Origin of the sequence: Litoreibacter ponti (genome assembly GCF_003054285.1) — a bacterium.
Taxonomy (GTDB): domain Bacteria; phylum Pseudomonadota; class Alphaproteobacteria; order Rhodobacterales; family Rhodobacteraceae; genus Litoreibacter; species Litoreibacter ponti.
This window is the reverse complement of record NZ_QBKS01000002.1, coordinates 335,500-359,502: the sequence shown is the minus strand read 5'-3', so window position 1 is coordinate 359,502 and position 24,003 is coordinate 335,500. Positions and strand designations below refer to the sequence as shown.

Genomic DNA, 24,003 nt, shown 5'->3' with positions numbered 1-24,003 from the left:
CTCCCTTCACGCGGTGGCGGCCTGGATGCGGCTCAACCCGGCCTCGAAAGTCTTGCCCATCATGCGTTCCATGAAAAGCCCCATGACGCGTGCGATCGGGTTCAGGCCCATATCGGCGTCCATCGACCATGTGACCTGCGTGCCGTTGTCTGTCGGTGTGACCCGCAGAGTCTGGCTCGGCTTGCCCATAGGCCCGAGGTCGATCTCGTAGCGCACATGGGCGGGACCCACCTCTGCCACCGTCTGGCTGCCCTTGCCGTCGCGCCCATCGAAATGGAAGCTGGAGCCGACGCCGTGGTCTGGTCCAAAATGGGTGATCTTCAGCGCCGGATCGGCGGCGAGGTAGGGGTTGAACTTCTGGTAGCCCCGGTTCGAGGCGGCCAGCGCGATGACGGTGGCGGGGTCAGCCTCGACAAGCGCGCTGCGCTCGACATGAACTTGCGCAGGAATGAGGTAGGTCGCGGCGATTGCCAGGCCGATTGCGCCTGCGCCGTAGGCGAGAGTTTGAATGAGTGCCATGGATATGTCCTCCGGTCTGTTGGCTCGAAAGCGGGAGTGCTTTCACAGACATGACGGACGGACGGTCCAGATTTCGACAGGTGGGCGAAATTTTTTTTGCAAGGGGTGCTGAGCGTGCGCAATGGCAGGCCCGACAGACACGCAGACTGGCTATTCCCGCGTTTCGCCGGGCATCAGGCCCCAGAGCTTCTCGCGCGGCACCCAGCCCTTCGCGCCGGAGGCGGTGATGCGGCACCAATAGTCATCGCATTTGCCCAGACGCGTCACGGCGCCAAGCTCGGCATGGGCCACGACCATGGAGTTGGTGTCAGCGGTCTTGTAGACCGGCGTCATGTCTTCCTCGACCAGCCCGAAGCGGGTGCCGGACAGCAGCGTGTAATGGACCCAGCCGCCCGCGCCATCGCGGTCGACAACCCGCCGCCAGTGGCCGTGTTCGGCCACCACCTGCAAGGGCATATTGCGGTGCTTGAAGACCCAATCGATGCGGTGGGACAGGGAGGGGCCGCGGCGGACATTGCCCTCGGAGGCCTTCAAAGACACGAACCGCGGCATCGGCAAATTGGTCACCGGCCCACGCTCGCTCGCCGCCAGCGGCGCGCACATCATCGCCACGATCAACGCGGCCAAACTCAATACACGTTTCATCAGCTGCTCGTCCTGCTTCTTCGTTCTTTGTCGGGGCATTCTTGGGTTGCCCCTTTGGCGTCGATCTTGTCACTATGGGTCTCAGAATTCCAGCCGGGGGCTCCCACCTATGTCAAAGCAGAAGCTAAGTGTTGTCGTGACGCGACGGTTGCCCGAACATGTGGAGACCCGGATGACGGAACTCTTCGATGTAAGGCTGCGCGAGGACGACACGCCGATGACCCGCGCCGAGCTAGTCGAGGCCGTGCAGACCGCCGATGTGCTGGTACCGACGGTGACCGACACGATTGATGCGGGCCTTCTGGGTCAGGCGGGCGAGCGGCTGAAACTGATCGCCAATTACGGCGCCGGGGTCGATCACATTGACGTCTCGACCGCCCGGCAACGGGGCATCCTGGTGTCGAACACCCCGGGCGCCTCCGCCGATGATACGGCTGACATGACGATGGCCTTGATCATGGCGGTTACGCGCCGCATCCCCGAAGGCCTTGCCCTGATGCAGTCGGGCGAATGGGAAGGCTGGGCCCCCACCGCGCTTTTGGGCGGGCGCATCGCCGGGCGGCGGCTGGGTATCCTAGGCATGGGCCATATCGGGCAGGCCGTCGCCCGGCGCGCAAAGGCGTTTGGCATGCAGGTGCATTACCACAATCGCAAGAAGGTCCATGACGGCATCGCCGAGGAGCTGGAAGCGACCTATTGGGACAGCCTCGACCAGATGATCGCGCGCATGGACGTGGTGTCAGTCAACTGCCCGCACACGCCGTCCACCTATCACCTGATGAACGCGCGCCGGCTGAAGCTGATGAAGCCCGACGCGGTGATCGTGAACACGTCGCGGGGCGAGGTCGTGGATGAAAACGCCTTGACCCGGATGCTGCGCGCGGGCGAGCTGGCAGGCGCGGGGCTCGATGTGTTCGAGCACGGGACCCAGATCAATCCGCGCCTGCGCGAGCTCAAGAACGTGGTGCTGCTGCCTCACATGGGCTCGGCCACGCGCGAGGGACGTCTGGAGATGGGCGAGAAGGTGCTTCTCAATATCAAGACGTTCGACGATGGCCACCGCCCGCCTGATCAGGTCGTGCCGGGCATGCTCTAGCCCGCGCGCGGCTCAGAACATCATGCAATCCGCGCCCTTAGGCAGAGGCTCGGCACCGGGCGGCAGGCTTGGCGTATAGTCGAACGTCACGATCCGCGCGCCGCTGTCGAAGGCTACGAACAGCTGGTCGGAGCCGGGCCTAATGGCGATACCTTCGGGATCGGTGCCGTATCGCATGAGGCTTTCCTGGGCGAGCAGCGTGCCTTCGGCGTCAAACTCATAAAGGCTGTTCGATCCCTCCCAGTCATCCACGATCAGCATGTGGCCGGTGCGCGGATCAATCGCGATGCCCTGTGCCTCGCTCAGCGGTGGGGTCAGGGACATGGTGTCGATCCGCGTCTTGAGGCGGCCGTCAGGGGTGAACCATGACAGCCGCTCCGGGTCGTCCTCGACCGTCACGATGTCGCCACCTGCGGTGATCGCCACGCCTTCGGTGTCGGCAAAGCCGCCCTCCAGCGTGAAGGGCGCCCCCAGCGGCTCGCCGTTCTTGCTTAGCCGCTGCATCCGGCCGAAGCCGTCACCGACCAGCAAGTTGTCGCCCTCGATCGTGATCGCCTTGATCTGGCGCAGGTCACTGCCGAAGCGGCGCAGCTCGTCGCCCATCAGCGTCACAAGAATGATTTCAGGGCCTTCATTGGCGATCCAAAGCCCGCAAAAGGTCGGGTCATAGTCGAGGCTGGCGGGCCGGTTGAGCGTGTAGCGGCCGGTCTCTACCAGCTCGAGCGCGGCGGAGGGCACGGCAGACAGGCCCCAGGCAGAGACCATGATCGCAATACGTCTGAGGGATGTCGCCAACTGCATGGGACATGACACCACGCGCGGCTCCACCCCGTCAATACTCGCGACACGCGCGGAACTTTGAAGCGCGTCGCGGTGTTGGTCTTTCAACATCAACGCAAAAGAGGAGACCTGAGATGAATTGGGACCAGATCCAAGGCAATTGGAAAGAGTGGAAGGGCAAAGCCCAGTCGAAATGGGGTGAGCTGACCGATGACGAGCTTGACCAGGCGGCTGGCGAGCGCGAGAAAATCGAAGGCCTGATCCAGCAGAAATACGGCAAGACCAAGGAAGAGGCGAAGAAAGAAGTCGACGCCTTCATGGCGAGTTAATCATGGCTGATACAGATCGTACCCTGTCCGAGCCCGCCACGCAGCTTTTCGACCGTCTGGATGATCTGCGCGCCGGTATGCTTGGGATCGAAGGCTCCGGCCAGCACATGCAACCGATGAGCCATTACGTCGACCGCGAAGGGCAGACACTGTACTTCATCACGTCGGCGCAAACCGACCTGTTCAAGGCCATCGGCAACGCTGGCAACACGGCGCATTTCACTGTGCAATCGACCTCGCAGGACTACTACGCCTGCATGTCCGGCCCGATCACGCAAAGCATGGACGAGGCCAAGCTCGACGAGATTTGGTCCGCAATGGCAGCCGCATGGTTTGAGGAAGGGCGTCAGGACCCCGATGTGGTTCTCTTGCAAATGCCGCTGCGCGAAGCCGCTGTTTGGGCAAGCTCCAAGAACCCGTTTGTGTTTGGCTTGGAAATCCTGAAGGGCAACCGCGATGGCGAAACCGCCGATGTCGGCGAGCATCAGGTGATTAACTTCCCCGCCGCCGCATAAGCGCTTGAAAAAAATTTGAATGCCCCGTCACGTCGGCGGGGCATTTTTGTTGCGGATTGAGTTTATTATCAGCCGTTAGGCACGTGCCAACTCGACAGCTTACCCGTCGATCTTGCTCGCCATGATCGCAATCGCCTTCTGATAGACGCCCGCGGCATTCCACGCCTGGATCGCGCGGAAATTCGGCTGGCCCTCTTGGTAACCCTGACCACGCTTCCAGCCTTTGCCTTTGAGAAAATTCGCGGTCGACGCCATGGCGTCGGCGAAGTTGTTGAGGTCAATGCGCCCGTCGCCATTGCCGTCCTGGCCGTATTTCAGCACGTTGCCCGGCAGGAATTGGGTGTGACCCAGCTCGCCGTGTTTGGCACCAACGGAGCCGGGCGAGATCACGCCGCGGTCCACCAGCTTCAGCGCCGCAAGCGTGTGGCCGGTGAAGAACTCCGACCGGCGGCAATCATAGGCCAGCGTCGCGATGGAACTGACCACATTGCTGTCGCCCATGAAACGGCCAAAGCCCGTTTCCATCCCGTGGATCGCGATCAGCACGCCTGCGGGCACGCCGTATTTCTTCTCCAGCGACGCATAGAACCCAGCATTCTGGGCCTTGCGTTTGCGGCCTTGGGCGATGATCGTATTGGCCCCGCGCACTTCCATGAATTTCGGCAGGCTATACTTGAAGCTCTTCTGGTTGCGGTCGGCGGCGATGGTGCGCTGGGCGTAGCTGGTGCCCGCGAGTGCCGCGAGCCCACGCTGGCCCACGCCATTGGCGGCGGCCTCTTTGGCGAAGGCGGCTTTCCAGGCCGGATAGCCCGCACCGGTGTTGCCACATTGCGCAGCAAGGCCCATGGCGGGCAGCGCGGAAATCACGAGAGCGACGGCGGCGGATTGTAGAAAGCGCATGGGAAATCTCTTTTGCGTTGAATACCTGTCCTCGTCGATACTAGGGCCCGGTCCGGCGGGCGCAAAGAGAATTGTCGGAAACGGGCGAAGTTGGGTCGAATGATGCCGGAGCGCGCGCGCGCGGGCTTGCTACATCTGGCGGTGATACGTTGCATCTGTTGAGGGCGAAACCCGATGAAAACCCATGTCAAAGCTCTGGTCGTCGGCGGTGGCGCCGTCGGAACCTCGATCGCCTACCATCTGGGCAAGGCGGGCTGGGACACGATGCTGCTGGAGCGCGACGAGTTGACCTCCGGCTCGACCTGGCACGCGGCGGGCCTGCTGCCCTATTTCAACATGAGCTTCGCGACGACCCACATTCACGACTACTCGATCCGCTTCTACAAGACGCTCGAGGAAGAGACCGGCCTGAACGCGGGCTTTTCGGTCTGCGGCAACCTGCGCATGGCCCGCACGCAGGAGCGGATGGACGAATACGCGCTCTATTCCTCGACGGCCGAGACGGTCGGCGTGCCCCATGAATGGATGACGCCGGCGGAGATCAAAGACCGCTGGCCGCTGATCCGCACCGATGATCTGAAGGGCGCGATTTATCACAACACCGACGGCTATATTAACCCCGCCGATGTAACGATGGCGATGGCCAAGGGCGCGCGCCAGCGCGGCGTCACGATCGAGCGCAAATGGCAGGTCGATGGCTATGAGTGGACCGGCTCCGAGTGGCGCGTGACCGTCACCAAGATGGTCGAGAAGGGTGGCAATCTGGTCCCGTCAGACGAGCAGGCCGTCATCACCGCCGAGCATGTTGTCACCGCCACGGGCAACCACGCGCAGCGCACCGCGCAGCTTCTGGGCATCAAGATCCCCGCCATCCCGGTCGAGCACCAGTTCATCGTGATGGAGCAGGACCCCGCACTGGTCGAGTGGCGCAAGGACAACCCCGAACATCCCGTCATCCGCGACGCCGACGCACAAAGCTACGTGCGCGAGGAACGCGGCGGCTGGATTCTGGGCGTCTACGAGAAGAACGCGCCCGCGCGTTTTGAATATGGTGTGCCCGACAGCTTCCGCGCCGATCTGTTCCAGCTCGATCTCGAACGGATCGAGCAGCAATATATGGAGATGATCCACCGCATCCCGTCCTGCGAGCAATGCGGCCTAAAAGACGATTTCAACGGGCCGATCTGCTACACGCCGGATGGCAATCCGCTGGTCGGCCCCGCGCCGGGACTGCGCAATATGTGGCTGGCCGAAGGCTTTTCCTTCGGGATCACGGCTGCCGGCGGCACCGGGCATTACCTCGCGCAGATGATGGTCGAGGGCGAGGCAGAGATCGACATGGCCTCACTCGATCCCAAGCGCTACGGCAGCTGGATGACCACGGAGTATGCGGCGCGCAAGAACGAGGAATGCTACGACCACGTTTACATCCTGCACCACCCGGACGAAGAACGCCCCGCCTGTCGCCCGCTCAGAACCTCGCCCGCCTATGACCGGCAAGCGGCACGCGGCGCGCAGTTCGGCCAGGTCAACGGCTGGGAACGCCCCAACTACTACGCACCCGAAGGGTTCAGGGACCACGACGCCCGCTCCTTCCGGCGCGGCGAGTGGTGGCAATACGCCGTGGAAGAGGCGAAAGCGATCCGCGAGGGCGTCGGTCTGATCGATGCCACAGCCTTCACCAAGCACCGGATCACCGGGCCGGGGGCCACGGCCTTTCTTGATTGGTTCACCACCAACAAGCTGCCGCGCATTGGCCGGATCAACCTGACCTATGCGCTGACGGAGGCGGGGACGACGCGCACGGAATACACGATCGTGCGCAATGGCGAGAATGACTATTACCTCGTCTCGGCGGGCGCTTGGACCGCTTACGATCAGGACTATCTCTACAAATCCATCGAAGATATGGAGCCGGAGTTCGGCCGCATCAACATGCAGGATGTGACGAGCCAGTGGGGCGTCTTCGCCATCGCCGGGCCGAAATCGCGCGACGTGCTCGCTGCGGTGATCAAGGATGCCGACCCCGCCACGGCGCTCAGCAACAAGCGCTTCCCGTGGCTTTCAGCCAAGCAGATCGAGCTGGGCATGTGTCCCGTCAACGCGATCCGCGTGGCCTATACCGGCGAGCTGGGATGGGAGCTGCACCACCCGATCGAGATGCAGAACTACCTGTTCGATCTGCTCGAAAAGGCGGGCGAACCCCACGGTATGAAGCTGGTCGGCGCGCGAGCGCAGAACTGGCTGCGGCAGGAAAAATCCTACCGCGCCTTCGGCAATGAGCTTGGCCGCGACGCGACCCCGCTGGAGGCTGATCTGCCCCGCTTCGTGGACCTGTCCAAGGAATTTCGCGGAAAGGCCGCGATGCAGGCTTTGGGCATCCGTTCCAAATGCGTGACGCTGCTGATCGAAGGGCCGGACGATGCCGACCCCTGGGGTCGCGAGGCGCTTTATTCCGGCGACACCAAGGTGGGTCGCCTGACTTCCGGTGGCTACTCGGTCGCCTTTGGCAAGAGCATCGGGATGGGCTATGTCTCGCCCGAGCTGGCCGAGGTCGGCACGAAGTTGCAAGTCCGGATGCAGCGCAAGCTTTGGGACGCGGAAGTGGTCGAGGACAGCCCTTATGATCCGAAAAACGAGAAAATTCGCCTCGACGGCTAGTTTCTGGCTGGCATGCGTCGGGGCCTTTGCACAGCCCGCGTGGCCCAACGGCTTTGAAAGCCCAAGCGGCAACATCGTGTGCTATCTCGACGTCTTCAGCGACACGCCGTACGACCAAAAGGCGCTGCACTGCCTTATTTTTCTGGCGGATTGGGACATGCCGCCGGATTATGGCGATAATGATCCGACCTGCGATCTCGACCGCACGCGCATCGTGATCCTGCCGCCCGAGGCGCCCGCTTCGGCCCGCTGGGTCTGCCACGGGGATGTGTTCTGGCCATATCCGCAAGGCGCGTTGAGCTACGGATCGGAATGGTCCCTTCCGACCTTCACATGTTCGGTCGCGCAAGATGGTGTGCGGTGCCGAAATGAAGCCGGGCAGGGCTTCCACCTGCGCCGCTCCGCCTTGGTGCTGGAGTGAGGCGCGTCTGCCTCTAGCGGCGGCGCTTGTGACGGCGCACCGCCAGCCAGCGCCGTCCGCGCACGATGGCGTTTGAGACGGGCGCGCGCAGCAGTGGCAGGTCAATGGCCAGCAGCAGCAGGCCCACCGGCAACATCCACAATCCCAGAAACGGCAGGATCGACAGCAGGCCGCCCAGGATGAAAATGAGGGCGATGGGCAGCCTGACGATCCACCACCCGCGCGCGCGGATCGCGTTCAGCGGGCGGCGCAGGGCAGGCAGGCTGCGACCGATGGCATTGAGTTGCCGGTCGAGGCGGAGCCGGGCGCGCTCGCGCCGGGAGAGTTCTGGGTCAGAAGCCATCATATGCGACAGGTAATAACGCCAATCGGCTTTGGGAAGACCTAGCGAAACCGCGCCGGGTCCAGTGCGGCGATGGTGTCGCGGTCCAGTTCTGACGGCGCGCCGGTGATCAGGTCGGCGATCAGCTGGCTTGCGGCGGGCGCGGTCTGGAAGCCGTAGCCGCCCTGCGCCGCGCACCACCAGAATCCCGGCCGCTCTGATGCGCCGAGGCACAGGTTGCGGTCGGGCGAGAAGCTGCGCAGCCCCGCCCAGTTCGACAACATACGCGTGACGGACGTGGTGACATGGGCCTCGTATCTCGCGATCCCTTCCGCAAGTGTCATATCCTCGGCCCAGGCGTCCATCGGGGCGACGGGCTCCTCGTCGGCGGGAGAGATCAGCAATGCGCCCGCGTCCGGCTTGGCATACCACGTCTCGCCGGGGCCAAAGAGCATCGGCCATTTGGCCGGATTATGACCCTCGGGAGCCGCAACACGCGCCATGGAGCGGCGCATCGGTTGCAATCCGATGGGGTGGACCTGCGCCAGCTTCGCGACCTCATCGGCCCAGGCCCCGGCGGCGTTCACGATCTGGCGCGTGTTATATGTCTCGCCTGCGGTGACCTGCCAACCTTGCGCGGTGCCTGCGATAGCTGTGACCGCCGCATCGGTGACGACCTGCCCGCCATTGCCGCGGATGATCTTGATGAACCGCTGCAGGACAGCGTCCGTGTCGATATCCCAGGCCTCTGCGTGGTAGGCGGTTTGCGTAACCGTGTCCGGGTTCAGCACCGGGATCAGTCCGCGGGCCTCGTCGAAGCCCATGCGGGCCATCGCCATCGCCTTCATGTCGTGGGCAAAGGCGTCCTCATTCCCGTCAGAGCCCAAAAGCATCAGCCCGCGCGGCGTCCCCCGCGCGCCCGCGACGTCGAGATGCCAATGCTTGCTGGCCCGGTTCAATGCGATCGTGGACGGCAGGCCGTAAGTCTCTTCGAACATCGCGGCGGAGCGGCCGGAGGCATGGTAGCCGACGTTGCTCTCCCGCTCGAGCACCGTCACGGCACCATGCTCTGACAGCTTGGCGGCGGCAGACAGGCCAGCGACCCCGCCGCCGATCACCAGAAAGTCGATCATGCTTCCTCGAGCCTGTCCGTCGCGGGGGCCGGGGTCTGGCTGAGCGCGGTCACCTCGGCGTAAAGTGTGTCGTCCATTTCGAAGTCGAGCGCCGCGAGCGAGGGCGCCAGTTGCTCTGACGAGCGGGCAGAGATGATCGGTGCCGTGACGTGCCGATTTTTCATCACCCAGGCGACGGCCAGCGTTGCGGCCTCAGTGCCGTGATCCGCCGCGATCTGCGGCAACGCGGCTGCGGCCTCGTGCATCCAGTCGACATTGTAGCGCGCGGTGTATCGGCTGTCCTCGGACAGGCGGCCGGTGCCTCCCGGGGTGGCGTATTTGCCCGTCAGCAGGCCCCCGCCGAGCGGCGAATAAGGCACGACTGCAATGCCTTGATCGTGGCAGGCGGGCAGTAACTCAACTTCCGCCTGCCGCTTCACCAGGCTGTACATCGGCTGAAGCATGTCCACCGTCACGCCGAGCGAGCGTGCGATCTGCGCGGCCTTCATCACCTGCCAGGCCGCGAAGTTGGAGATGCCGATATAGCGGATCAACCCGTCCTCGCGCAGCTCTGCAAGGGCCTCGAAGCTGTCCTGCAGAGGCGTTTCCGGGTCGAAGCGGTGCAGGTACATCAGATCGACCGTGTCGATGTTCATGCGCATGCGGCTCTCCTCGAAGGAGGCCAGCACATTCTCCTTGGTGGCGGGCTTGTCATAGGCGGCCTTGGTCGCGATCAGGATGTCATCGCGCTCCTTGGCGGCGAACCGGCCCAGCATCGCCTCGGACTGGCCGCCGGTATACACGTAGGCCGTGTCGAAGAAATTAATGCCTGCGGCGCGGCTGTCTTCGTACATTGACTGGCTGGCCACGATATCGGCGTTACCACCGAATTGCATGGTGCCGAAGCAAAGGCGCGAGACGGGGGCGCCGTTGGGGGTAAGCATCTGTGTCATGGAGAAACTCTCCGCGATTTCGCGAAGGGCAGCAAGCCGAATGGCGTGGGGGGCTCGATGGAAGGCGGGAAGCCCGTTCGAACGGGCTTCAGGATGCGATTTTGAAATCGCATGAAAACCGCCTTCGAAGGCGGTTTTTAGAAAGTCGCGTCGACGCGACTTCTGCGCCCGGCTCATCAGATCCCGCGTTCGGCCACCTGCGCTTCGACGAATTCCGTCAGGGTTGCGACCTTGACCGGCAGGCGTGCGTAAGGGGGATAGAAGGCAGTTAGCCAGATTGGCGGGGCGGCCCAGTCCTGCAAGATCGATACAAGCGCCCCGGAAGCGAGATCATGTGCGACGATGAAATCGGGCAGCAGGGCCACGCCTTCGTCCCGGCGCGCCATATGCGCGATCATCTCGCCGTTGTTGCACTGGAATGGGTGGTGCGCGGGAACATTGACCGTCTCGTCGCCCCGGGTGAGGGTCAGGTTGGTGCCCTGCAGGTTGGAATACCCAAGGCAATCATGGTCCTTGAGGTCCATCGGGCCCTTCGGTGTGCCCCGCCGGGCCAGATAAGTGGGCGAGGCCACGAGGCTGCGCGGCACTGGGCAGATCTTGCGCCAGATGGTCGATTTGTCGGACGGTGGCCCTGAGACGCGCAGCGCCATGTCATAGCCTTCGTCCATGATATCGATGAAGCGATCGGTCAGGTCCAGGGTCAGCTCCACCTTCGGATGGAGCAAGCGAAACTGCGCAATGATATCTGGCAGAAGGCGCAGTCCCAGCGAGAGCGGCGCAGAGACTTTCAATGCGCCGGTCAGGTCGGTTTGCTGCGCGCGCAGCGCCTCGCTGGCCTGGTCGATCGCTTGTGCGAGCGGGCGCGTCTCGGCGGCATAGCTCTCCCCCGCCTTGGTCAACGCCACCTGTCGCGTCGTGCGCACAAACAGCTGCGTGCCAAGCGTCGCTTCCAGCTCGCCCACCTGCCGGGTCACCACGCTGGGGGATAGGTTCAGCCGTCGGGCGGCTTTGGCAAAGCTCTGCTGCTCTGCGACTTCGAGAAAGATTTTGATGCGTTCCAACTCGCCCATATCGCGTGTGATCCATTATTATTGCGCATGATGCAATAAATAATCGTTATTATTGACTGTTCTGTTGGAGGCGTGAATGCCCCATCTTCGGGTCAACGCAAAATTATCAAGGATGATTTCCATGCTGACCCAGATCAAAGGCCTCCACCACGTCACCTCGCTGGCGAGCAACGCTGCGGAGAATAACGCGTTCTTCACCGACACGCTCGGCCTGCGCCGGGTGAAGAAGACGGTGAATTTTGACGCGCCCGATGTCTACCACCTGTATTACGGCGACGAGGTCGGCACGCCTGGCTCGGTGATGACCTATTTCCCCTTTCCCGGCATGACCCGCGGCCGCCAAGGCACGGGCGAGGTCGGGGTGACCAGCTTCGCAATCCCGGAAGGATCGCTTGGGTTCTGGCGCGAGCGGCTCGAAGGGCTGGGCGTCGCCGGTTTGCACGAAGAAGAGCTGTTCGGCGAGAAGCGCCTCAGCTTTGATGCCCCCGACGGCGACAAATTCGCGCTGATCGAGGCCAAAGGCGACACGCGCCCTGGCTGGGACGGGCTGATCGCGGGCGATGAGGCCATTCGCGGCTTCCAAGGCGCGTCGATGCGGTTGCGCGACAATGGCGCGACGACCGAGCTGTTGAAGTTCATGGGGTACGCCGAGCAAGCGCGCGACGGCAATGTCACCCGCTTCGGTGTGCCCGGCGGCAATGGCGCGGACCTGATCGATCTGGAGCTGATGCCAGAGGTCGCAGCGGCGAATTCCGGTGCGGGATCGGTACACCATATCGCCTTTGCGGTCGAAGATCGCGCGGCGCAGTTAGAGGTGCGCAAGGCGCTGCTGGACACCGGCCATCAAGTCACGCCCGTGATCGACCGGGATTACTTCTGGGCGATCTACTTCCGCACCCCCGGCGGCGTGCTTTTCGAGATTGCCACCAACGAGCCCGGCTTCGACCGCGACGAGGACACGGCGCATCTGGGCGAAGCGCTGAAGCTGCCGACCCAGCATGAGGCCCTGCGCCCCGCGCTGGAGAAGCACCTGCCAAGTCTGGCAGCATAATGCGCGAGGCTTACACATACGCGCAGACCAAGGGGCAGGGCCCCTTGGTTTTCACCTTCCATGGAACCGGCGGCGATGAGCACCAGTTCCATGGGCTTGCGGGCGAGCTTTATCCGGGTGCATCCGTGATCTCGCCCCGCGGCGATGTCTCAGAGTACGGGGCCGCTCGCTATTTCCGCCGGACCGGCGAAGGGGTCTACGACATGGACGACCTCGCGGCGCGCACGGCACGGATGGCGGACTTCATGCGCGCGCATATCGACGTGGTGGCTCCATCGCGTGTCGCCGCAATGGGGTACTCCAACGGGGCCAATATCCTGGCGTCGGTGACGTTCGATGATCCGGCACTGGTGGATGAGGTGGTCCTGATGCATCCGCTGATCCCGTTCTCGCCGCCAGACGCACCAAGCACGGCGCGCATATTGATGACCGCCGGCCGGAATGATCCGATCTGCCCCGCCCCGCAGACCGAGCGGCTTGACGCCTATTTCCGGGCGCAGGGCGCTGACATAAGGACCGTTTGGCACGAGGGTGGGCACGAGCTGCGCCAGACGGAACTGGTGGCGCTGCAAGACTTCATTCGCGAAGGAGCCCTGACATGAGCTGGAACCCGACCCTCGAGCCGCGCTGCCCCGATGCGGGCGAGATGGACCAGATCGAGACCCTGATCGTGCCGCGCGCGCGCGACCTTGGAGGATTCGAGGTGCGCCGGGCCTTGCCGTCGCCGAAGCGCCAGATGGTGGGCCCGTTCGTGTTCTTCGACCAGATGGGCCCGGCGGAGTTCCTGACCGATCAGGGCATCGATGTGCGGCCGCACCCGCATATTGGTCTCGCGACGGTGACATATCTCTATCAAGGCGAGTTCCAGCATCGCGACAGTCTGGGCACCAACCAGATGATCTACCCCGGCGAGGTGAACTGGATGATCGCGGGCAATGGCGTCACCCATTCGGAGCGCACCAGCGCCGAGACGCGGGCGGCGGGCAGCAAGCTGTTTGGCATCCAGACTTGGGTGGCCCTGCCCGAGGAGGCAGAGGAGGTCGATGCTGGCTTCGAGCACCACGGCGCAGAGGCGCTGCCGTTCCTTGAAGGCGAGGGCAAGAAGGTCCGCCTGATCCTGGGCAATGCCTGGGGTGAGCGCGCGCCCACCAAGACCTTCACCGAGATGTTCTATGCCGATGCGGTGCTGCAGCCCGGGGCGGCAATCCCGCTGCCGGACAACCACGAAGATCGCGGAATCTACGTGGTTTCCGGCTCGGTCAACGTGGCAGGCGACGATTTCGAGGCGGGGCGCATGATGGTCTTCCGCCCGGGCGACGACCTGTCGATCAAGGCGGGGCCGGACGGCGCGCGGCTGATGATGCTGGGCGGCGAGACACTGAACGGGCCGCGCTATATCTGGTGGAATTTCGTGGCCTCGTCGCGAGACAAGATCGAGGCCGCGAAAGTGGCCTGGGCCGCGGGCGATTGGGATCACGGTCGGTTCAAACTGCCGCCAGACGACAAGGACGAGTTCATCCCGCTGCCGGAGCGGTGAAAAGCACCTTGCAAGGTGCTTTGAGAAGCGATTTCGAAATCGCTTCCCCCGCACCAAAAAAGGCCCGCGCGAGCGGGCCTTTTTCCTGATCAGATGTCGCGCCCTTAGTTCGGGATCTCGGCAGTGATGCCTTCGACGTAGAAGTTCATCCCGGCGAGCCCGTCATCGCCGAAATCGGCGGCCGTCTCACCCTCGGCAAGCCACGGCGTGCCGTCCTGCTTGTTAATCGGGCCGGTGAAGGCGTGGTAGGAGCCGTCCGCGAGGGCGGCTTTCATGGCCAGCGCTTCCTCTTTCACGTCGGCCGGCACGGCGTCGGAGATTTCGCCAATTGCAACCATGCCAGCACCGATGCCGTCCCAGGTGTCCTTGCTCTCCCAGGTGCCATCCATCACGGCGCCCACGCGCGCGATGTAGTAGGGTGCCCAGTCGTCAATGATCGAGGAGACGCGCGGCATTGGCGCGTATTCGCTCATGTCGGAGGCCTGCCCGAAAGTGATCACCCCGTCGGCCTTTTGGGCCGCGGCCTGCGGCGCGGTGGAGTCGGTATGCTGCAGGATCACGTCAGCGCCCTGTTCGATCAGCGCGTTGGCCGCGTCGGCTTCCTTGGCGGGGTCGAACCAAGTGTAGACCCAGACGATGTTGAACTCGACATCGGGGTTCACTTTCTTGGCGTGAAGATAGGCGGAGTTGATGCCACGGATGACCTCCGGGATCGGGAAAGAGGCGATGTAGCCGATCTTGTTCGACTTGGTCATCTTGCCTGCGATATGCCCCTGAATTGCGCGGCCCTCGTAGAAGCGCGCGGAATAGGTCGAGACGTTATCGGCGCGCTTGTAGCCAGTGGCGTGCTCGAACTTCACATCGGGGAAGTTCTTGGCGACGTTGATCGTCGGGTCCATGTAGCCGAAGGACGTGGTGAAGATGATGTCGGCCCCGGACAGTGCCATTTGGGTGATCACCCGCTCGGCGTCCGCGCCCTCGGGCACGCTCTCTTGGTAGATCGTCTCGACCTTGTCGCCGTACTCGGCCTCGACGGCCAGACGGCCCTTGTCGTGCTCATAGGTCCAGCCGCCATCGCCGATCGGGCCGACATAGACGAAGCCGACTTTGGTTTTCTCGTGGCCATCGGCCAAGGCTGCGCCCGTGGTCAAGGCGAGGGCCGCGGCGGCGCTGGCCAGAAGTGTTCTGCGTTTCATGGAATGGTTCTCCCCAGGTTGGTTAACAAATTGGCCTCATTGCGAGGCGTGGAACGGACGCCCGAGGCAGGCGGGCGCGGATAACTGTGCGCGGCTTCGGCCGCCCTTGCGAGGCGCGGACATTACCACCAGCACGGCGATGGTTATCAGATAGGGCGACATGGACAAGACCTCGACCGGGATTGCGAAGCCCGCAGCCTGCAGGTTCAGCTGCAACACGGTCACGCCGCCAAAAAGATAGGCACCCAGCAGCACCCGCAGGGGCCGCCAGCTGGCAAAGACCACGATGGCCAGCGCGATCCAGCCCGCACCTGCGGTCATGCCTTCGGTCCATTGCGGCACGCGGATAAGGCTCAGATAGGCCCCACCGAGACCCGCGCAGGCCCCGCCAAAGCCGATGGCCATGATGCGAACCCGCACGACCTTGTAGCCAAGCGCGTGGGCGGCATCATGGTTTTCGCCCACAGCGCGCAGGATCAGGCCCGCGCGGGTGTAGCGCAGCACCGCCCAGATCGAGGCACAGAGCAGCAATGTCAGGTAGACCATCAGATCATGGTTAAAGAGCACCGGGCCAAGGAACGGGATATCCGCCAAAGCCCCAAGGTTCAGCTTCTCGACCGCCGGCGGGCGGATGCCGACATAGCCCTGTCCCAGAAGCGACGACAGCCCCAGCCCGAACAGCGTCAGCGCCAACCCCGTGGCGACCTGGTTCGCCAACAGATACTGCGTCAGGATTGCAAAAATCATCGACAGCAGCGCCCCACCGATGGCCGCGGCGACGAAGCCTAGCGCCGCGGAGCCACTTTCCACCGCGATGGCAAAGCCGCAGATCGCGCCCACGATCATCATGCCCTCGACGCCCAGGTTCAGGACGCCCGATTTCTCAACCACCAGCTCGCCCAAGGCCGCCAGCAGGATCGGTGTCGCCGCCACCATGAGCGAGGCCAGAAGCAGGGTGATGGAGATGCCGCCTAGGTCCATGCGCTAGCCCACCATGCCAAACAGAAGGCCGACCATCGTGCCAAGGCCGAAGAACATCACCGTGGGCCGCAATGTGGCGCGCATTTTGAGGATGCCGAGGATCGCTGCGATGCCGAGGATCGTGGTCCAGCCATAAGCGGTGCTCCAACCCGGAAGGGTGCGGGCGACTGGCACGAGCTGTGCGCCCATCAGGCCACCCGCGGCCAGAAGCGCCCCGTAAAAGCTTATGATCCGCGTGTTCGCATTGTTCATCACGCCACCTCCCGCTTGCCGAAGCGGATGCGGTAGTTGGTTAGCACATCCACCGCGAGCAGGAAGAACAACAGCATCCCCTGAAAGGCCTGAATGGCCGCGCCGGGGATGCCGAGCATGAAGCTCGCCAGCTCGCCGCCGATATAGGTCAGCGCCATGAGCAGCCCCGCGAGCAGGATGCCCACCGGGTGCAGGCGGCCCAGAAAGGCCACGATGATCGCAGTGAAGCCGTAGCCCACGTTGAAGTCGATGCTGACTTGGCCTGCGGGGCCGGAAATCTCGAACAGGCCCGCAAGGCCCGCCAGCGCGCCGGACATGCCAAGGCAGAACAGGACCAGCCGCGCGGGCTCGACGCCCGCAAAACGCGCGGCCTTGGGGGCCTGACCCGCGAGGCGGATGTGGAAGCCCATCATGTGTTTGGAGAACAGCACGTAGGCAAAGATCACCGCGATGATCGCAGCCACGACGCCCCAATGCGCGCCAGTGCCGGGGATCAGCTCTGCGTTGAAGGCGGATGGGTAGTCCTTGAGGTTGCGTGAGCCGGGGAAGCCCGCGCCCTCGGGGTTGCGCAGCGCGCCGAGCGCCATGGAGGCGAGGATGAACTCGGCCACGTAAACCAGCAGAAGCGACACGAGGATTTCGTTGGTGTGGAACTTCACCTTCAACAAGCCGGGGATCATGGCCCACAGGAAGCCGCCAAGCGCGCCCGCGATCACCATCAGCGGGAAGACGATAAAGCTCTCATAAGGGTAGAAGGCGAGGCCCACGGCGGCGCCTGCGATGGCGCCGATGATATACTGCCCCTCCGCCCCGATGTTCCAGACGCCTGCGCGGAAGCCCAGCGACAGGCCTATGGCGATCAGGATCAGCGGCGCGGCCTTCACCAGCAGTTGTGGGCGCGAGAAGGAGGCGAATTGTTCGTTGAAGATCGGGTCCCAGAAGATCGTTCGGATCGCCTCGAACGGGTCCTTGCCGAGGGCTGCGAACATGATGCCGCCCGCGATCATTGTGGCGATCACCGCCAGAACTGGCGTCAGCGCGCTCAGCAACCGAGACGGCTGGGGGCGTTTTTCCAGCGCGATCATTCCGCCGCCTCCAGATCATGGGCTCCGCCCATCATCAGGCCGATCTCGTCCACCGTCAGGCCCGCCGCCGGAACCGGCGCGGTCAGGCGGCCTTCGTTCAGCGCTGCGAAACGGTCGGAGATTTCCATCAGCTCGTCGAGATCCTGACTGATCACCACGATACCGGCCCCTTGGGCGGCCAAATCCAGCAGTGCCTGACGGATCGCGGCGGCGGCAGAGGCGTCGACGCCCCATGTTGGCTGATTGACAACCAGCACGTCCGGCTTCTGTATAATTTCGCGTCCGATGACGAATTTCTGCAAGTTTCCACCCGACAGCGCTCGGGCGGCAGTGGCCTCCGACGGGGTGCGCACGTCGAACGCCTCGATCACTTTGCGCGCGAAAGCGCGCGAGGCGGACCAGTTGATCATGCCCCGGCTTTCCAGCGCTTCGCGGGCGGAAGCCGACAGCAAGCCGTTCTCGGTCAGCGACATGTCAGGGGCTGCGGCATGGCCCAAGCGCTCCTCTGGCGCGGAGAGCAGGCCCAGCTCACGCCGGAAAATAGGACCCTTATGGCCGATATCGGACCCTGCAAGCCGGACTTTACCTGGCGCGACCAACACCTCGCCCGCGATCACCGCGGTCAGCTCGTCCTGACCGTTGCCAGCAACCCCGCCGATGCCAAGGATTTCACCGCGTTGCACGGACAGGCTGATCTGTTTCAGCGAGGTGCCAAACGCAGCGCGCGCGGGCAGGTCGAGCCCGTCGATCTCCAGCACCACATCCTGCGCCACACGCGGCGCCTTTTGCGGCACATGCAAGGTCTGCCCAACCATCATTTCAGCCATCGCACGGGCGGTTTCCATGCGCGGATTGCAGGTGGCGACCTTCTTGCCGAGCCGCAGGATCGTCGCCGTGTCGCAGAGCGCGCGGATTTCTTCCAGTTTGTGCGATATGTACAAGATCGAGCGGCCTTCGCCGCGCAATTTCTCCAGCGTTTGGAAGAGAATGGAAACCTCTTGCGGGGTCAGAACGCTGGTCGGCTCGTCCATGATCAGCAGTTTCGGGTTCTGCAGCAGGCAGCGGATGATCTCGACCCGCTGGCGCTCGCCTGCGGACAGATCGCCGACCATCTGATCGGGGTCAAGCGGCAGGCCGTAGGTCTGCGAGACCTCACGGATGCGCGCCGCAAGATCGCGCATCTTGGGCGGATCTTCCATGCCAAGGGCGATATTTTCGGCGACGCTCAGAGCCTCGAACAACGAGAAATGCTGAAACACCATCGCGACGCCAGACGCGCGGGCGGCGCGTGGCTCGGGCGGGGCAAAGCGCGCGCCCTTGAAGGTCATCGTGCCTGCGTCGGGCTTCACCAGCCCGTAGATCATCTTGACCAGCGTGGACTTGCCCGCACCGTTCTCGCCGAGCAGCGCGTGTACCTCACCGGGCTTGATCGTGAAGGAGACGTCATCATTGGCGACAACGCCGGGATAGGCCTTGGTCAGGCCCTCGATGCGCAGCAGGTCCTCTGCCGCGCCCAGCTTCTGCGCGTCCGACTTATCGCTCAACGTGCTGCATCCATCCCCAAATGCTTCGTGGCGCTGACGCGCTCCGACAGCGTGATTAGCTCAGATGCGACCCCAATCGCAATGGCCTGTGGGTGTTTCCCGAGCTCTGGCTGCCCAATTGGGCAGCGGATGGCGCTTATTTGGGCATCTGAATGGCCAAGGGCGCGCAGGCGGGTGCGGAACCGGGCCCATTTCGTGTCAGACCCGATCAGCCCGACCGAAGCGGCGCCGTGCTGCAGCAGGCGGTGGCAAATCTCCAGATCGAAGGCGTGGGAGTAGGTGAGGATGATGTGATGGGCGTCGAGCGGCGCGAGCGGCGCGGCATCGGGCATCGCCGCCACGGGCAGGGCGCGCGCTGGGGCTGCGTCGGGGAATCGATCGAGCGCGCTGTCGACCCACGTGATTACGAACCGGTTGAGCGGGGCAAGCACATCGACCAACGCGCGACCGACATGGCCCGCGCCCCAGATCCAGAGCGGCGTCTTGGCCGTGGTCACGGGCTCGGCCAGCCAACCCTCGGCGAAGACCAGATCACTGGTGTTGCCGTTGCGTGCGTCATGCATGGCCCGGCGGATTGCGAGAGGCATCTCGTCTGTGCCGTCGATGCGGCGGGCGAAGACTTCGCCCGTGTCCGGCAAGGTCTCGAACACTTCTGTGACCAGCGTCACCGCCCCGCCGCAGCATTGCCCAAGCGCGGGCCCAAGCGGGATGCGGCGGATGCCGGGGCAGGTCAGCGCGCGCCGCGCGGCCTCCAGCTCCAACGTGCCACCGCCGATGGTGCCGGATTGCCCGCCGTCCCAGACTAGCATCGCGGTCCCCGTCTCGCGGGGGCTGGAGCCGTGATGCTCCGCAATGACCACGCGGGCGACGCGACCATGCCGGTCGAGCGCTGCGCGCAGGGTGTCAAGATCGAAGCTCACGCGCGCAGCCTCTGGCAGGCGTCCAGCACCCGCTCCGCCGTGGCGGGCGCGTCGAGCGCGGGATAGTCCGGCCCACAGGCCGCGATCGCGTCCGACAGCGCCGCCCAGACGGAGATGCCCAGCATCAGGGGCGGCTCGCCAACGGCTTTCGATTTGAAGACCGTGTCGGCGCGGTTCTCGCCCTCCCACAGCGCCACGTTGAACACGTCCGGCGCGTCAGAGGCGCAGGGGATTTTGTAGGTCGCAGGCGCATGGGTTTTCAGCGCGCCTGTGTCGTCCCAGACCAACTCTTCCATGGTCAGCCAGCCCGCGCCTTGCACGAAGCCGCCCTCGATCTGGCCAATGTCGAGCGCCGGGTTCAGCGAGCGGCCGCAATCATGCAAGATGTCGGTGCGCAGGATGCGGTTCTCGCCGGTCAGCGTGTCGATCACCACCTCCGAGACCGCCGCGCCATAGGCGAAATAGAAGAACGGGCGGCCCTCGCCCTTGATGCGATCCCAGGCCAGATCGGGCGTCTTGTAGAACCCGGTGGCCGAGAGCGAGACGCGGTTGGTGTAGGCCAGGTTGATCGCCTCTGCAAAGGTCAGGACCTCGCCGCCGACATGGACCTTGCCCGCCTCAAACCGAACTTCGGCCCCTTGGGCGCGCTCAGACAGGAAGTCCGCAATGCGCGCCTTGATCTCTTCGCAGGCGTTCAGCACCGCCATGCCGTTCAAGTCCGATCCGGAGGAGGCCGCCGTGGCGGACGTATTTGGCACCTTTCCCGTGTCGGTCGCGGTGATCTTCACCGTCTCAAGCGGCACGCCGAAGCTCGACGCCGCCACCTGCGCGACCTTGGTGAACAGGCCCTGGCCCATCTCGGTGCCGCCATGGTTCAGATGGATCGAGCCGTCTTGATATACATGGACCAGCGCACCCGCCTGATTGAGATGAGTGAGCGTGAAAGAGATACCGAACTTCACCGGCGTCAGCGCGATCCCGCGCTTCAACACCGGATTGCGCGCGTTCCAATCCGCCACTGCGCGCCGCCGCGCCTGATAATCCGATGACTCCTCAAGTTGACCCACCAGTTCGTCCAGAATGCTATCTGTCACCGCCATTCCGTAGGGCGTTGTTTGCTTCGTTTTGGCGGAAATACTCCCGCCGGAGGCATAGAAATTACGGCGGCGCACCTCCAGCGGATCAAGGCCCAAATGGTGCGCCACGTGATCCATCACGCGCTCGATCCCGACGATGCCTTGCGGCCCGCCGAACCCGCGAAAGGCGGTGTTGCTTTGGGTGTTGGTCTTCAACCGGTGCGACGTGATCCGGGCGTGTTCCAGATGATAGGTATTGTCGGCGTGCAGCATCGCGCGGTCGGCCACGGGCAGGGACAGGTCCTGCGCCCAGCCGCAGCGGGCGTATTGGGTGAAATCGACCGCCGTGAGGCGCCCGTCGGGCGCGAAGCCCACGTCGTAGTCGATGCGGAACTCGTGGCGCTTGCCGGTGATCGTCATGTCATCGTCGCGGTCGTAACGCATCTTTGCGGGGCGCTGGTGCTTGGCGGCGACCACGGCGCAGGCCACGCAAAGCGCGTTGCCCTGACTTTCCTTGCCGCCGAAGCCGCCGCCCATGCGGCGCACCTCGACCCGCACAGAATGCATGGGCGTGCCAAGCGCCTCGGCCACCTTGTGCTGGATCTCGGTCGGATGCTGGGAGGACGCGTGCACGACCATATCGCCGCCCTCTTGCGGCAGAGCGAGGGCCGCGTGGCCTTCTAGGTAGAAATGCTCCTGCCCGCCGATCTCGACCGACCCCTGAAGGCGGTTTTTGGCTTTGGACAAGGCCGCTTGCACGTCGCCCTTAGTGTAGATGCGCGGGCCGTCCTCGAAGTGGCTGTCGGCCTTGATCGCGTCATCGATGCTCAGGATCGGGGTCTCTTCGGCGTATTCGACCGCACTCAGCCGCGCCGCCTTGCGGGCCGCCAGATGCGAGGTCGCGACGACCAGAAAGATCGGCTGGCCCAGATAGTGCACCTTGCCCGTGGCCAGCAGCGGTTCGTCATGGGCGGAAGGGCTGACGTCGTTGTCATGGGGCAGGTCGTCGGCCACCAAAACGTCAAGCACGCCCTCCGCCGCGCGAACTGCGGACAGGTCCATCGCGGTAATCCTGCCGCGCGCGATCGTGCTCAGGCCAAAAGCCAGATGCAGCGTGCCCGCGGGCGTCGGGATATCGTCTGTGTAGCGCGCGGCACCGGTGACGTGCAGCGCGCCCGCATCATGGGGCGTCTTGGTGCCGACGCTCATGGCTGCACCTCCAGCACCGAGGCGGGCACGCCAAGGCTTTCCACATAGGCGCGGCGCAGCATGTTCTTGGCCGTTTGCATCCGGTATTCGGCGGAGGCGCGCATGTCGGACATTGGTGCGAAATCCTTTTCAAACGCGGGCAGGGCGGCTTCCATATTCTCTTCCGACCAGGCTTTGCCGATCAGCGCCTGCTCGACCGCCAAAGCGCGCTTGGGCGTGCCTGCCATACCGCCAAAGGCGATCCGCGCCCGCGCGACGGAGCCGCCCGCCACCACGATGTTGAAACAGCCGCAGACCGCGCTGATGTCCTGATCGTGGCGCTTGGACAGCTTGTAGCATTTCAGCGTGTCGCGTTGGTTGGGGATGGTGACGAATTCGACGAACTCCCCCGGCGCGCGGTCCTGCTTGCCGTACTCAACGAAGAACTCCTGCAGCGGCATTTCGCGGCGGGTCTCGCCATGGCGCAGATGCAGTGTCGCCCCAAGCGCGATCAGCGCGGGCGGACTGTCCCCGATGGGCGAGCCATTGGCGATATTGCCGCCGATGGTGGCCGCGTTGCGCACCTGGACAGAGCCGTAGCGGCGCAGCATCTCGGCCATGGACGGGTGGCGGTCGCGCATGGCGTCGAGCACTTGCGTGATCGTGCAGGCGGCGCCGATGCGCAGACCATCCTCGGTCTCTTCGATCTGCTGCAGGTCCGTACAGCGGGCGAGGAAGGCGACATCGCCCAGCTCGCGCAGCTGCTTGGTCACCCAAAGCCCCACATCCGTCGCGCCGCCAATCAGCGTCGCGTCCGGGTGGTCGGCATACCACGCCGCCAAGGCGTCGGAGCTTTCGGGCATCGGGTAGGGCGCTTGAGCGGTGAGTGCGGTGTCGTCCATCCAATCCGGCACGTCTGCGCGCGACGCGGCCTCAGCCGCGCGCAGGATTGGGGCGTAGCCGGTGCAGCGGCATAGGTTGCCCGCCAGCTGGTCCTCGTGATCTTTCGCGCCGTTCTTGTGGGCGGCGGCCATCGTGGTGATGAAGCCGGGCGTGCAGAAGCCGCATTGCGAGCCGTGATGTTCGACCATCGCCTGCTGCACCGGGTGCAGCGCGCCGTCCGGCCCGGCGATGCCTTCGACCGTGCGCACGGCCCGTCCCGCAAGCTGCGGCATGAACAGAATGCAGGCGTTCATCGCGCGGGCCACGCCGTCCTCGCCAGTGACAATGACAGAGCACGCGCCGCAATCGCCTTCGTTGCAGCCTTCCTTGGTGCCGGTCAGCCCGCGCCGCTCGCGCAGGAAATCGAGCAGGGTCTCGGTCGCGCCGACTTCCGCCTCGATGGTCTCTCCATTGAGAAGAAACTTCAGCATGTGTGATATGTCCCGCCGCGGTACCGAATGGGTGCTCATCGTCTCCCTTCGATGCGGCGTAGAAGGGGGACGGGTGACAGCAAAGCCCAAGGGCGCGGGCTTGGCAAGCCTTACGCGCCGCCAGTGGCAGCGTCTTGGACCGAACGCTGCCATTCTAACCACCCTTGCAGCGGAATGAGCGCGTTTGGCGCCATGTGGCAGATGCGCTGGCGGCCTTCCTTGCGGGTCGTGATCAGGCCGCCATTCTCCATGACGCGCAGATGCTTCAAGAATGAGGGAAGCGTCATATCATGCTGATCTGAAAGTGTTTTGATCGGTGCCGGGCCATGCGCAAGTGCCTCCAGAACCGCGCGGCGGGTCGGGTCTGCAAGGGCAGAGAACAGCGCATCTAAGGAATGGTTAGCCATATGGCTAACTATCATATCCCCCGCTTTCTGCCAATCGTCCCTTTTGCCCGCCAAGCCCCGCGCCTAGACT

The 24,003-nt window shown here is 64.1% G+C and carries 25 protein-coding genes; 8 read left to right on the top strand and 17 right to left on the bottom strand.

Annotated features, from left to right (window positions below; all coding sequences use genetic code 11):
- Window positions 1-6: 6 nt before the first annotated feature.
- Together C8N43_RS15635 and C8N43_RS15630 are read right to left on the bottom strand one after the other, a co-directional pair.
- Window positions 7-519: an SRPBCC family protein gene (locus C8N43_RS15635; protein ID WP_107846693.1), complete on the bottom strand. Its 513-nt coding sequence runs from the start codon at window positions 517-519 to the stop codon at window positions 7-9.
- Between the two features lie 150 nt (window positions 520-669).
- On the bottom strand, window positions 670-1,203 hold the full coding sequence (locus tag C8N43_RS15630; RefSeq protein WP_425437080.1) for an SH3 domain-containing protein: 534 nt from the start codon (window positions 1,201-1,203) through the stop codon (window positions 670-672).
- A 70-nt stretch (window positions 1,204-1,273) separates the two neighbouring features.
- Between C8N43_RS15630 and C8N43_RS15625 the strand changes: the two genes are divergently transcribed.
- Window positions 1,274-2,260 carry a 2-hydroxyacid dehydrogenase gene (locus C8N43_RS15625; protein ID WP_107846691.1) on the top strand — a complete coding sequence of 329 codons (987 nt, stop codon included), beginning with the start codon at window positions 1,274-1,276 and terminating at the stop codon, window positions 2,258-2,260.
- 12 nt (window positions 2,261-2,272) lie between these two features.
- Here the strand turns inward: C8N43_RS15625 and C8N43_RS15620 are convergent, their stop codons facing one another.
- A complete protein-coding gene (locus C8N43_RS15620) occupies window positions 2,273-3,061 on the bottom strand; it encodes an NHL repeat-containing protein (protein WP_245913055.1) in 789 nt (262 codons plus the stop codon).
- A gap of 113 nt (window positions 3,062-3,174) precedes the next feature.
- Here C8N43_RS15620 and C8N43_RS15615 point away from each other — a divergent pair, with 113 nt between their 5' ends.
- Together C8N43_RS15615 and C8N43_RS15610 are read left to right on the top strand one after the other, a co-directional pair.
- Complete coding sequence (locus tag C8N43_RS15615; protein ID WP_107846690.1) at window positions 3,175-3,369, top strand: CsbD family protein; 195 nt, start codon at window positions 3,175-3,177, stop codon at window positions 3,367-3,369.
- Window positions 3,370-3,371: 2 nt separating this feature from the next.
- Window positions 3,372-3,884: a pyridoxamine 5'-phosphate oxidase family protein gene (locus tag C8N43_RS15610; protein WP_107846689.1), complete on the top strand. Its 513-nt coding sequence runs from the start codon at window positions 3,372-3,374 to the stop codon at window positions 3,882-3,884.
- Window positions 3,885-3,983: 99 nt separating this feature from the next.
- Here C8N43_RS15610 and C8N43_RS15605 read toward each other — a convergent pair whose 3' ends face one another.
- A complete protein-coding gene (locus C8N43_RS15605) occupies window positions 3,984-4,784 on the bottom strand; it encodes a lytic murein transglycosylase (RefSeq protein WP_107846688.1) in 801 nt (266 codons plus the stop codon).
- 174 nt (window positions 4,785-4,958) lie between these two features.
- Here C8N43_RS15605 and C8N43_RS15600 point away from each other — a divergent pair, with 174 nt between their 5' ends.
- The gene (locus C8N43_RS15600) at window positions 4,959-7,445 is read left to right on the top strand and encodes a GcvT family protein (RefSeq protein WP_107846687.1); all 2,487 of its coding nucleotides are present in this window, start codon (window positions 4,959-4,961) and stop codon (window positions 7,443-7,445) included.
- Window positions 7,408-7,866: a DUF6636 domain-containing protein gene (locus C8N43_RS15595; protein WP_107846686.1), complete on the top strand. Its 459-nt coding sequence runs from the start codon at window positions 7,408-7,410 to the stop codon at window positions 7,864-7,866. The genes C8N43_RS15600 and C8N43_RS15595 overlap by 38 nt, the downstream gene beginning before the upstream one ends.
- Before the next feature lie 13 nt (window positions 7,867-7,879).
- On the opposite strand, the gene C8N43_RS15590 is transcribed toward C8N43_RS15595, so the two are convergent.
- The 4 genes from C8N43_RS15590 to C8N43_RS15575 form a co-directional block, all read right to left on the bottom strand.
- On the bottom strand, window positions 7,880-8,209 hold the full coding sequence (locus tag C8N43_RS15590; RefSeq protein ID WP_107847284.1) for a hypothetical protein: 330 nt from the start codon (window positions 8,207-8,209) through the stop codon (window positions 7,880-7,882).
- Window positions 8,210-8,250: 41 nt separating this feature from the next.
- The gene (locus C8N43_RS15585; protein WP_107846685.1) at window positions 8,251-9,321 is read right to left on the bottom strand and encodes an NAD(P)/FAD-dependent oxidoreductase; all 1,071 of its coding nucleotides are present in this window, start codon (window positions 9,319-9,321) and stop codon (window positions 8,251-8,253) included.
- Entirely contained in the window at window positions 9,318-10,253 is a 936-nt protein-coding gene (locus C8N43_RS15580; RefSeq protein WP_107846684.1) for an aldo/keto reductase, read from the bottom strand. Before C8N43_RS15580 ends, C8N43_RS15585 begins: the two co-directional genes overlap by 4 nt.
- Window positions 10,254-10,429: 176 nt before the next feature.
- Window positions 10,430-11,323: a LysR family transcriptional regulator gene (locus C8N43_RS15575; protein WP_107846683.1), complete on the bottom strand. Its 894-nt coding sequence runs from the start codon at window positions 11,321-11,323 to the stop codon at window positions 10,430-10,432.
- A gap of 121 nt (window positions 11,324-11,444) precedes the next feature.
- Here C8N43_RS15575 and C8N43_RS15570 point away from each other — a divergent pair, with 121 nt between their 5' ends.
- The 3 genes from C8N43_RS15570 to C8N43_RS15560 are packed head-to-tail and all read left to right on the top strand — an operon-like array spanning window position 11,445 to window position 13,911.
- Window positions 11,445-12,374, top strand: a complete 930-nt coding sequence (locus C8N43_RS15570; RefSeq protein ID WP_107846682.1) for a VOC family protein — start codon at window positions 11,445-11,447, stop codon at window positions 12,372-12,374.
- Window positions 12,374-12,976 carry an alpha/beta hydrolase gene (locus C8N43_RS15565; protein ID WP_107846681.1) on the top strand — a complete coding sequence of 201 codons (603 nt, stop codon included), beginning with the start codon at window positions 12,374-12,376 and terminating at the stop codon, window positions 12,974-12,976. Before C8N43_RS15570 ends, C8N43_RS15565 begins: the two co-directional genes overlap by 1 nt.
- Window positions 12,973-13,911 carry a pirin family protein gene (locus tag C8N43_RS15560; RefSeq protein WP_107846680.1) on the top strand — a complete coding sequence of 313 codons (939 nt, stop codon included), beginning with the start codon at window positions 12,973-12,975 and terminating at the stop codon, window positions 13,909-13,911. Before C8N43_RS15565 ends, C8N43_RS15560 begins: the two co-directional genes overlap by 4 nt.
- Window positions 13,912-14,015: 104 nt before the next feature.
- Here the strand turns inward: C8N43_RS15560 and C8N43_RS15555 are convergent, their stop codons facing one another.
- The 9 genes from C8N43_RS15555 to C8N43_RS15515 all read right to left on the bottom strand — a co-directional run bounded on the left by C8N43_RS15555 (window position 14,016) and on the right by C8N43_RS15515 (window position 23,933).
- Entirely contained in the window at window positions 14,016-15,107 is a 1,092-nt protein-coding gene (locus C8N43_RS15555) for a BMP family ABC transporter substrate-binding protein (RefSeq protein WP_107846679.1), read from the bottom strand.
- A gap of 36 nt (window positions 15,108-15,143) precedes the next feature.
- The gene (locus tag C8N43_RS15550; protein ID WP_107846678.1) at window positions 15,144-16,088 is read right to left on the bottom strand and encodes an ABC transporter permease; all 945 of its coding nucleotides are present in this window, start codon (window positions 16,086-16,088) and stop codon (window positions 15,144-15,146) included.
- 3 nt (window positions 16,089-16,091) lie between these two features.
- Window positions 16,092-16,340: a hypothetical protein gene (locus C8N43_RS15545; RefSeq protein WP_107846677.1), complete on the bottom strand. Its 249-nt coding sequence runs from the start codon at window positions 16,338-16,340 to the stop codon at window positions 16,092-16,094.
- Window positions 16,340-17,425, bottom strand: coding sequence for an ABC transporter permease (locus tag C8N43_RS15540; protein WP_107846676.1), 1,086 nt, complete (start codon window positions 17,423-17,425; stop codon window positions 16,340-16,342). Before C8N43_RS15540 ends, C8N43_RS15545 begins: the two co-directional genes overlap by 1 nt.
- Window positions 17,422-18,969 carry an ABC transporter ATP-binding protein gene (locus C8N43_RS15535; RefSeq protein WP_245913054.1) on the bottom strand — a complete coding sequence of 516 codons (1,548 nt, stop codon included), beginning with the start codon at window positions 18,967-18,969 and terminating at the stop codon, window positions 17,422-17,424. The genes C8N43_RS15540 and C8N43_RS15535 overlap by 4 nt, the downstream gene beginning before the upstream one ends.
- Entirely contained in the window at window positions 18,966-19,889 is a 924-nt protein-coding gene (gene xdhC, locus C8N43_RS15530; protein WP_107846675.1) for a xanthine dehydrogenase accessory protein XdhC, read from the bottom strand. The genes C8N43_RS15535 and xdhC overlap by 4 nt, the downstream gene beginning before the upstream one ends.
- Window positions 19,886-22,174, bottom strand: a complete 2,289-nt coding sequence (xdhB, locus tag C8N43_RS15525; RefSeq protein ID WP_107846674.1) for a xanthine dehydrogenase molybdopterin binding subunit — start codon at window positions 22,172-22,174, stop codon at window positions 19,886-19,888. The genes xdhC and xdhB overlap by 4 nt, the downstream gene beginning before the upstream one ends.
- The gene (locus C8N43_RS15520; RefSeq protein WP_107846673.1) at window positions 22,171-23,526 is read right to left on the bottom strand and encodes a xanthine dehydrogenase small subunit; all 1,356 of its coding nucleotides are present in this window, start codon (window positions 23,524-23,526) and stop codon (window positions 22,171-22,173) included. Before C8N43_RS15520 ends, xdhB begins: the two co-directional genes overlap by 4 nt.
- Before the next feature lie 110 nt (window positions 23,527-23,636).
- Entirely contained in the window at window positions 23,637-23,933 is a 297-nt protein-coding gene (locus tag C8N43_RS15515; RefSeq protein WP_107846672.1) for an ArsR/SmtB family transcription factor, read from the bottom strand.
- Window positions 23,934-24,003: the final 70 nt, after the last annotated feature.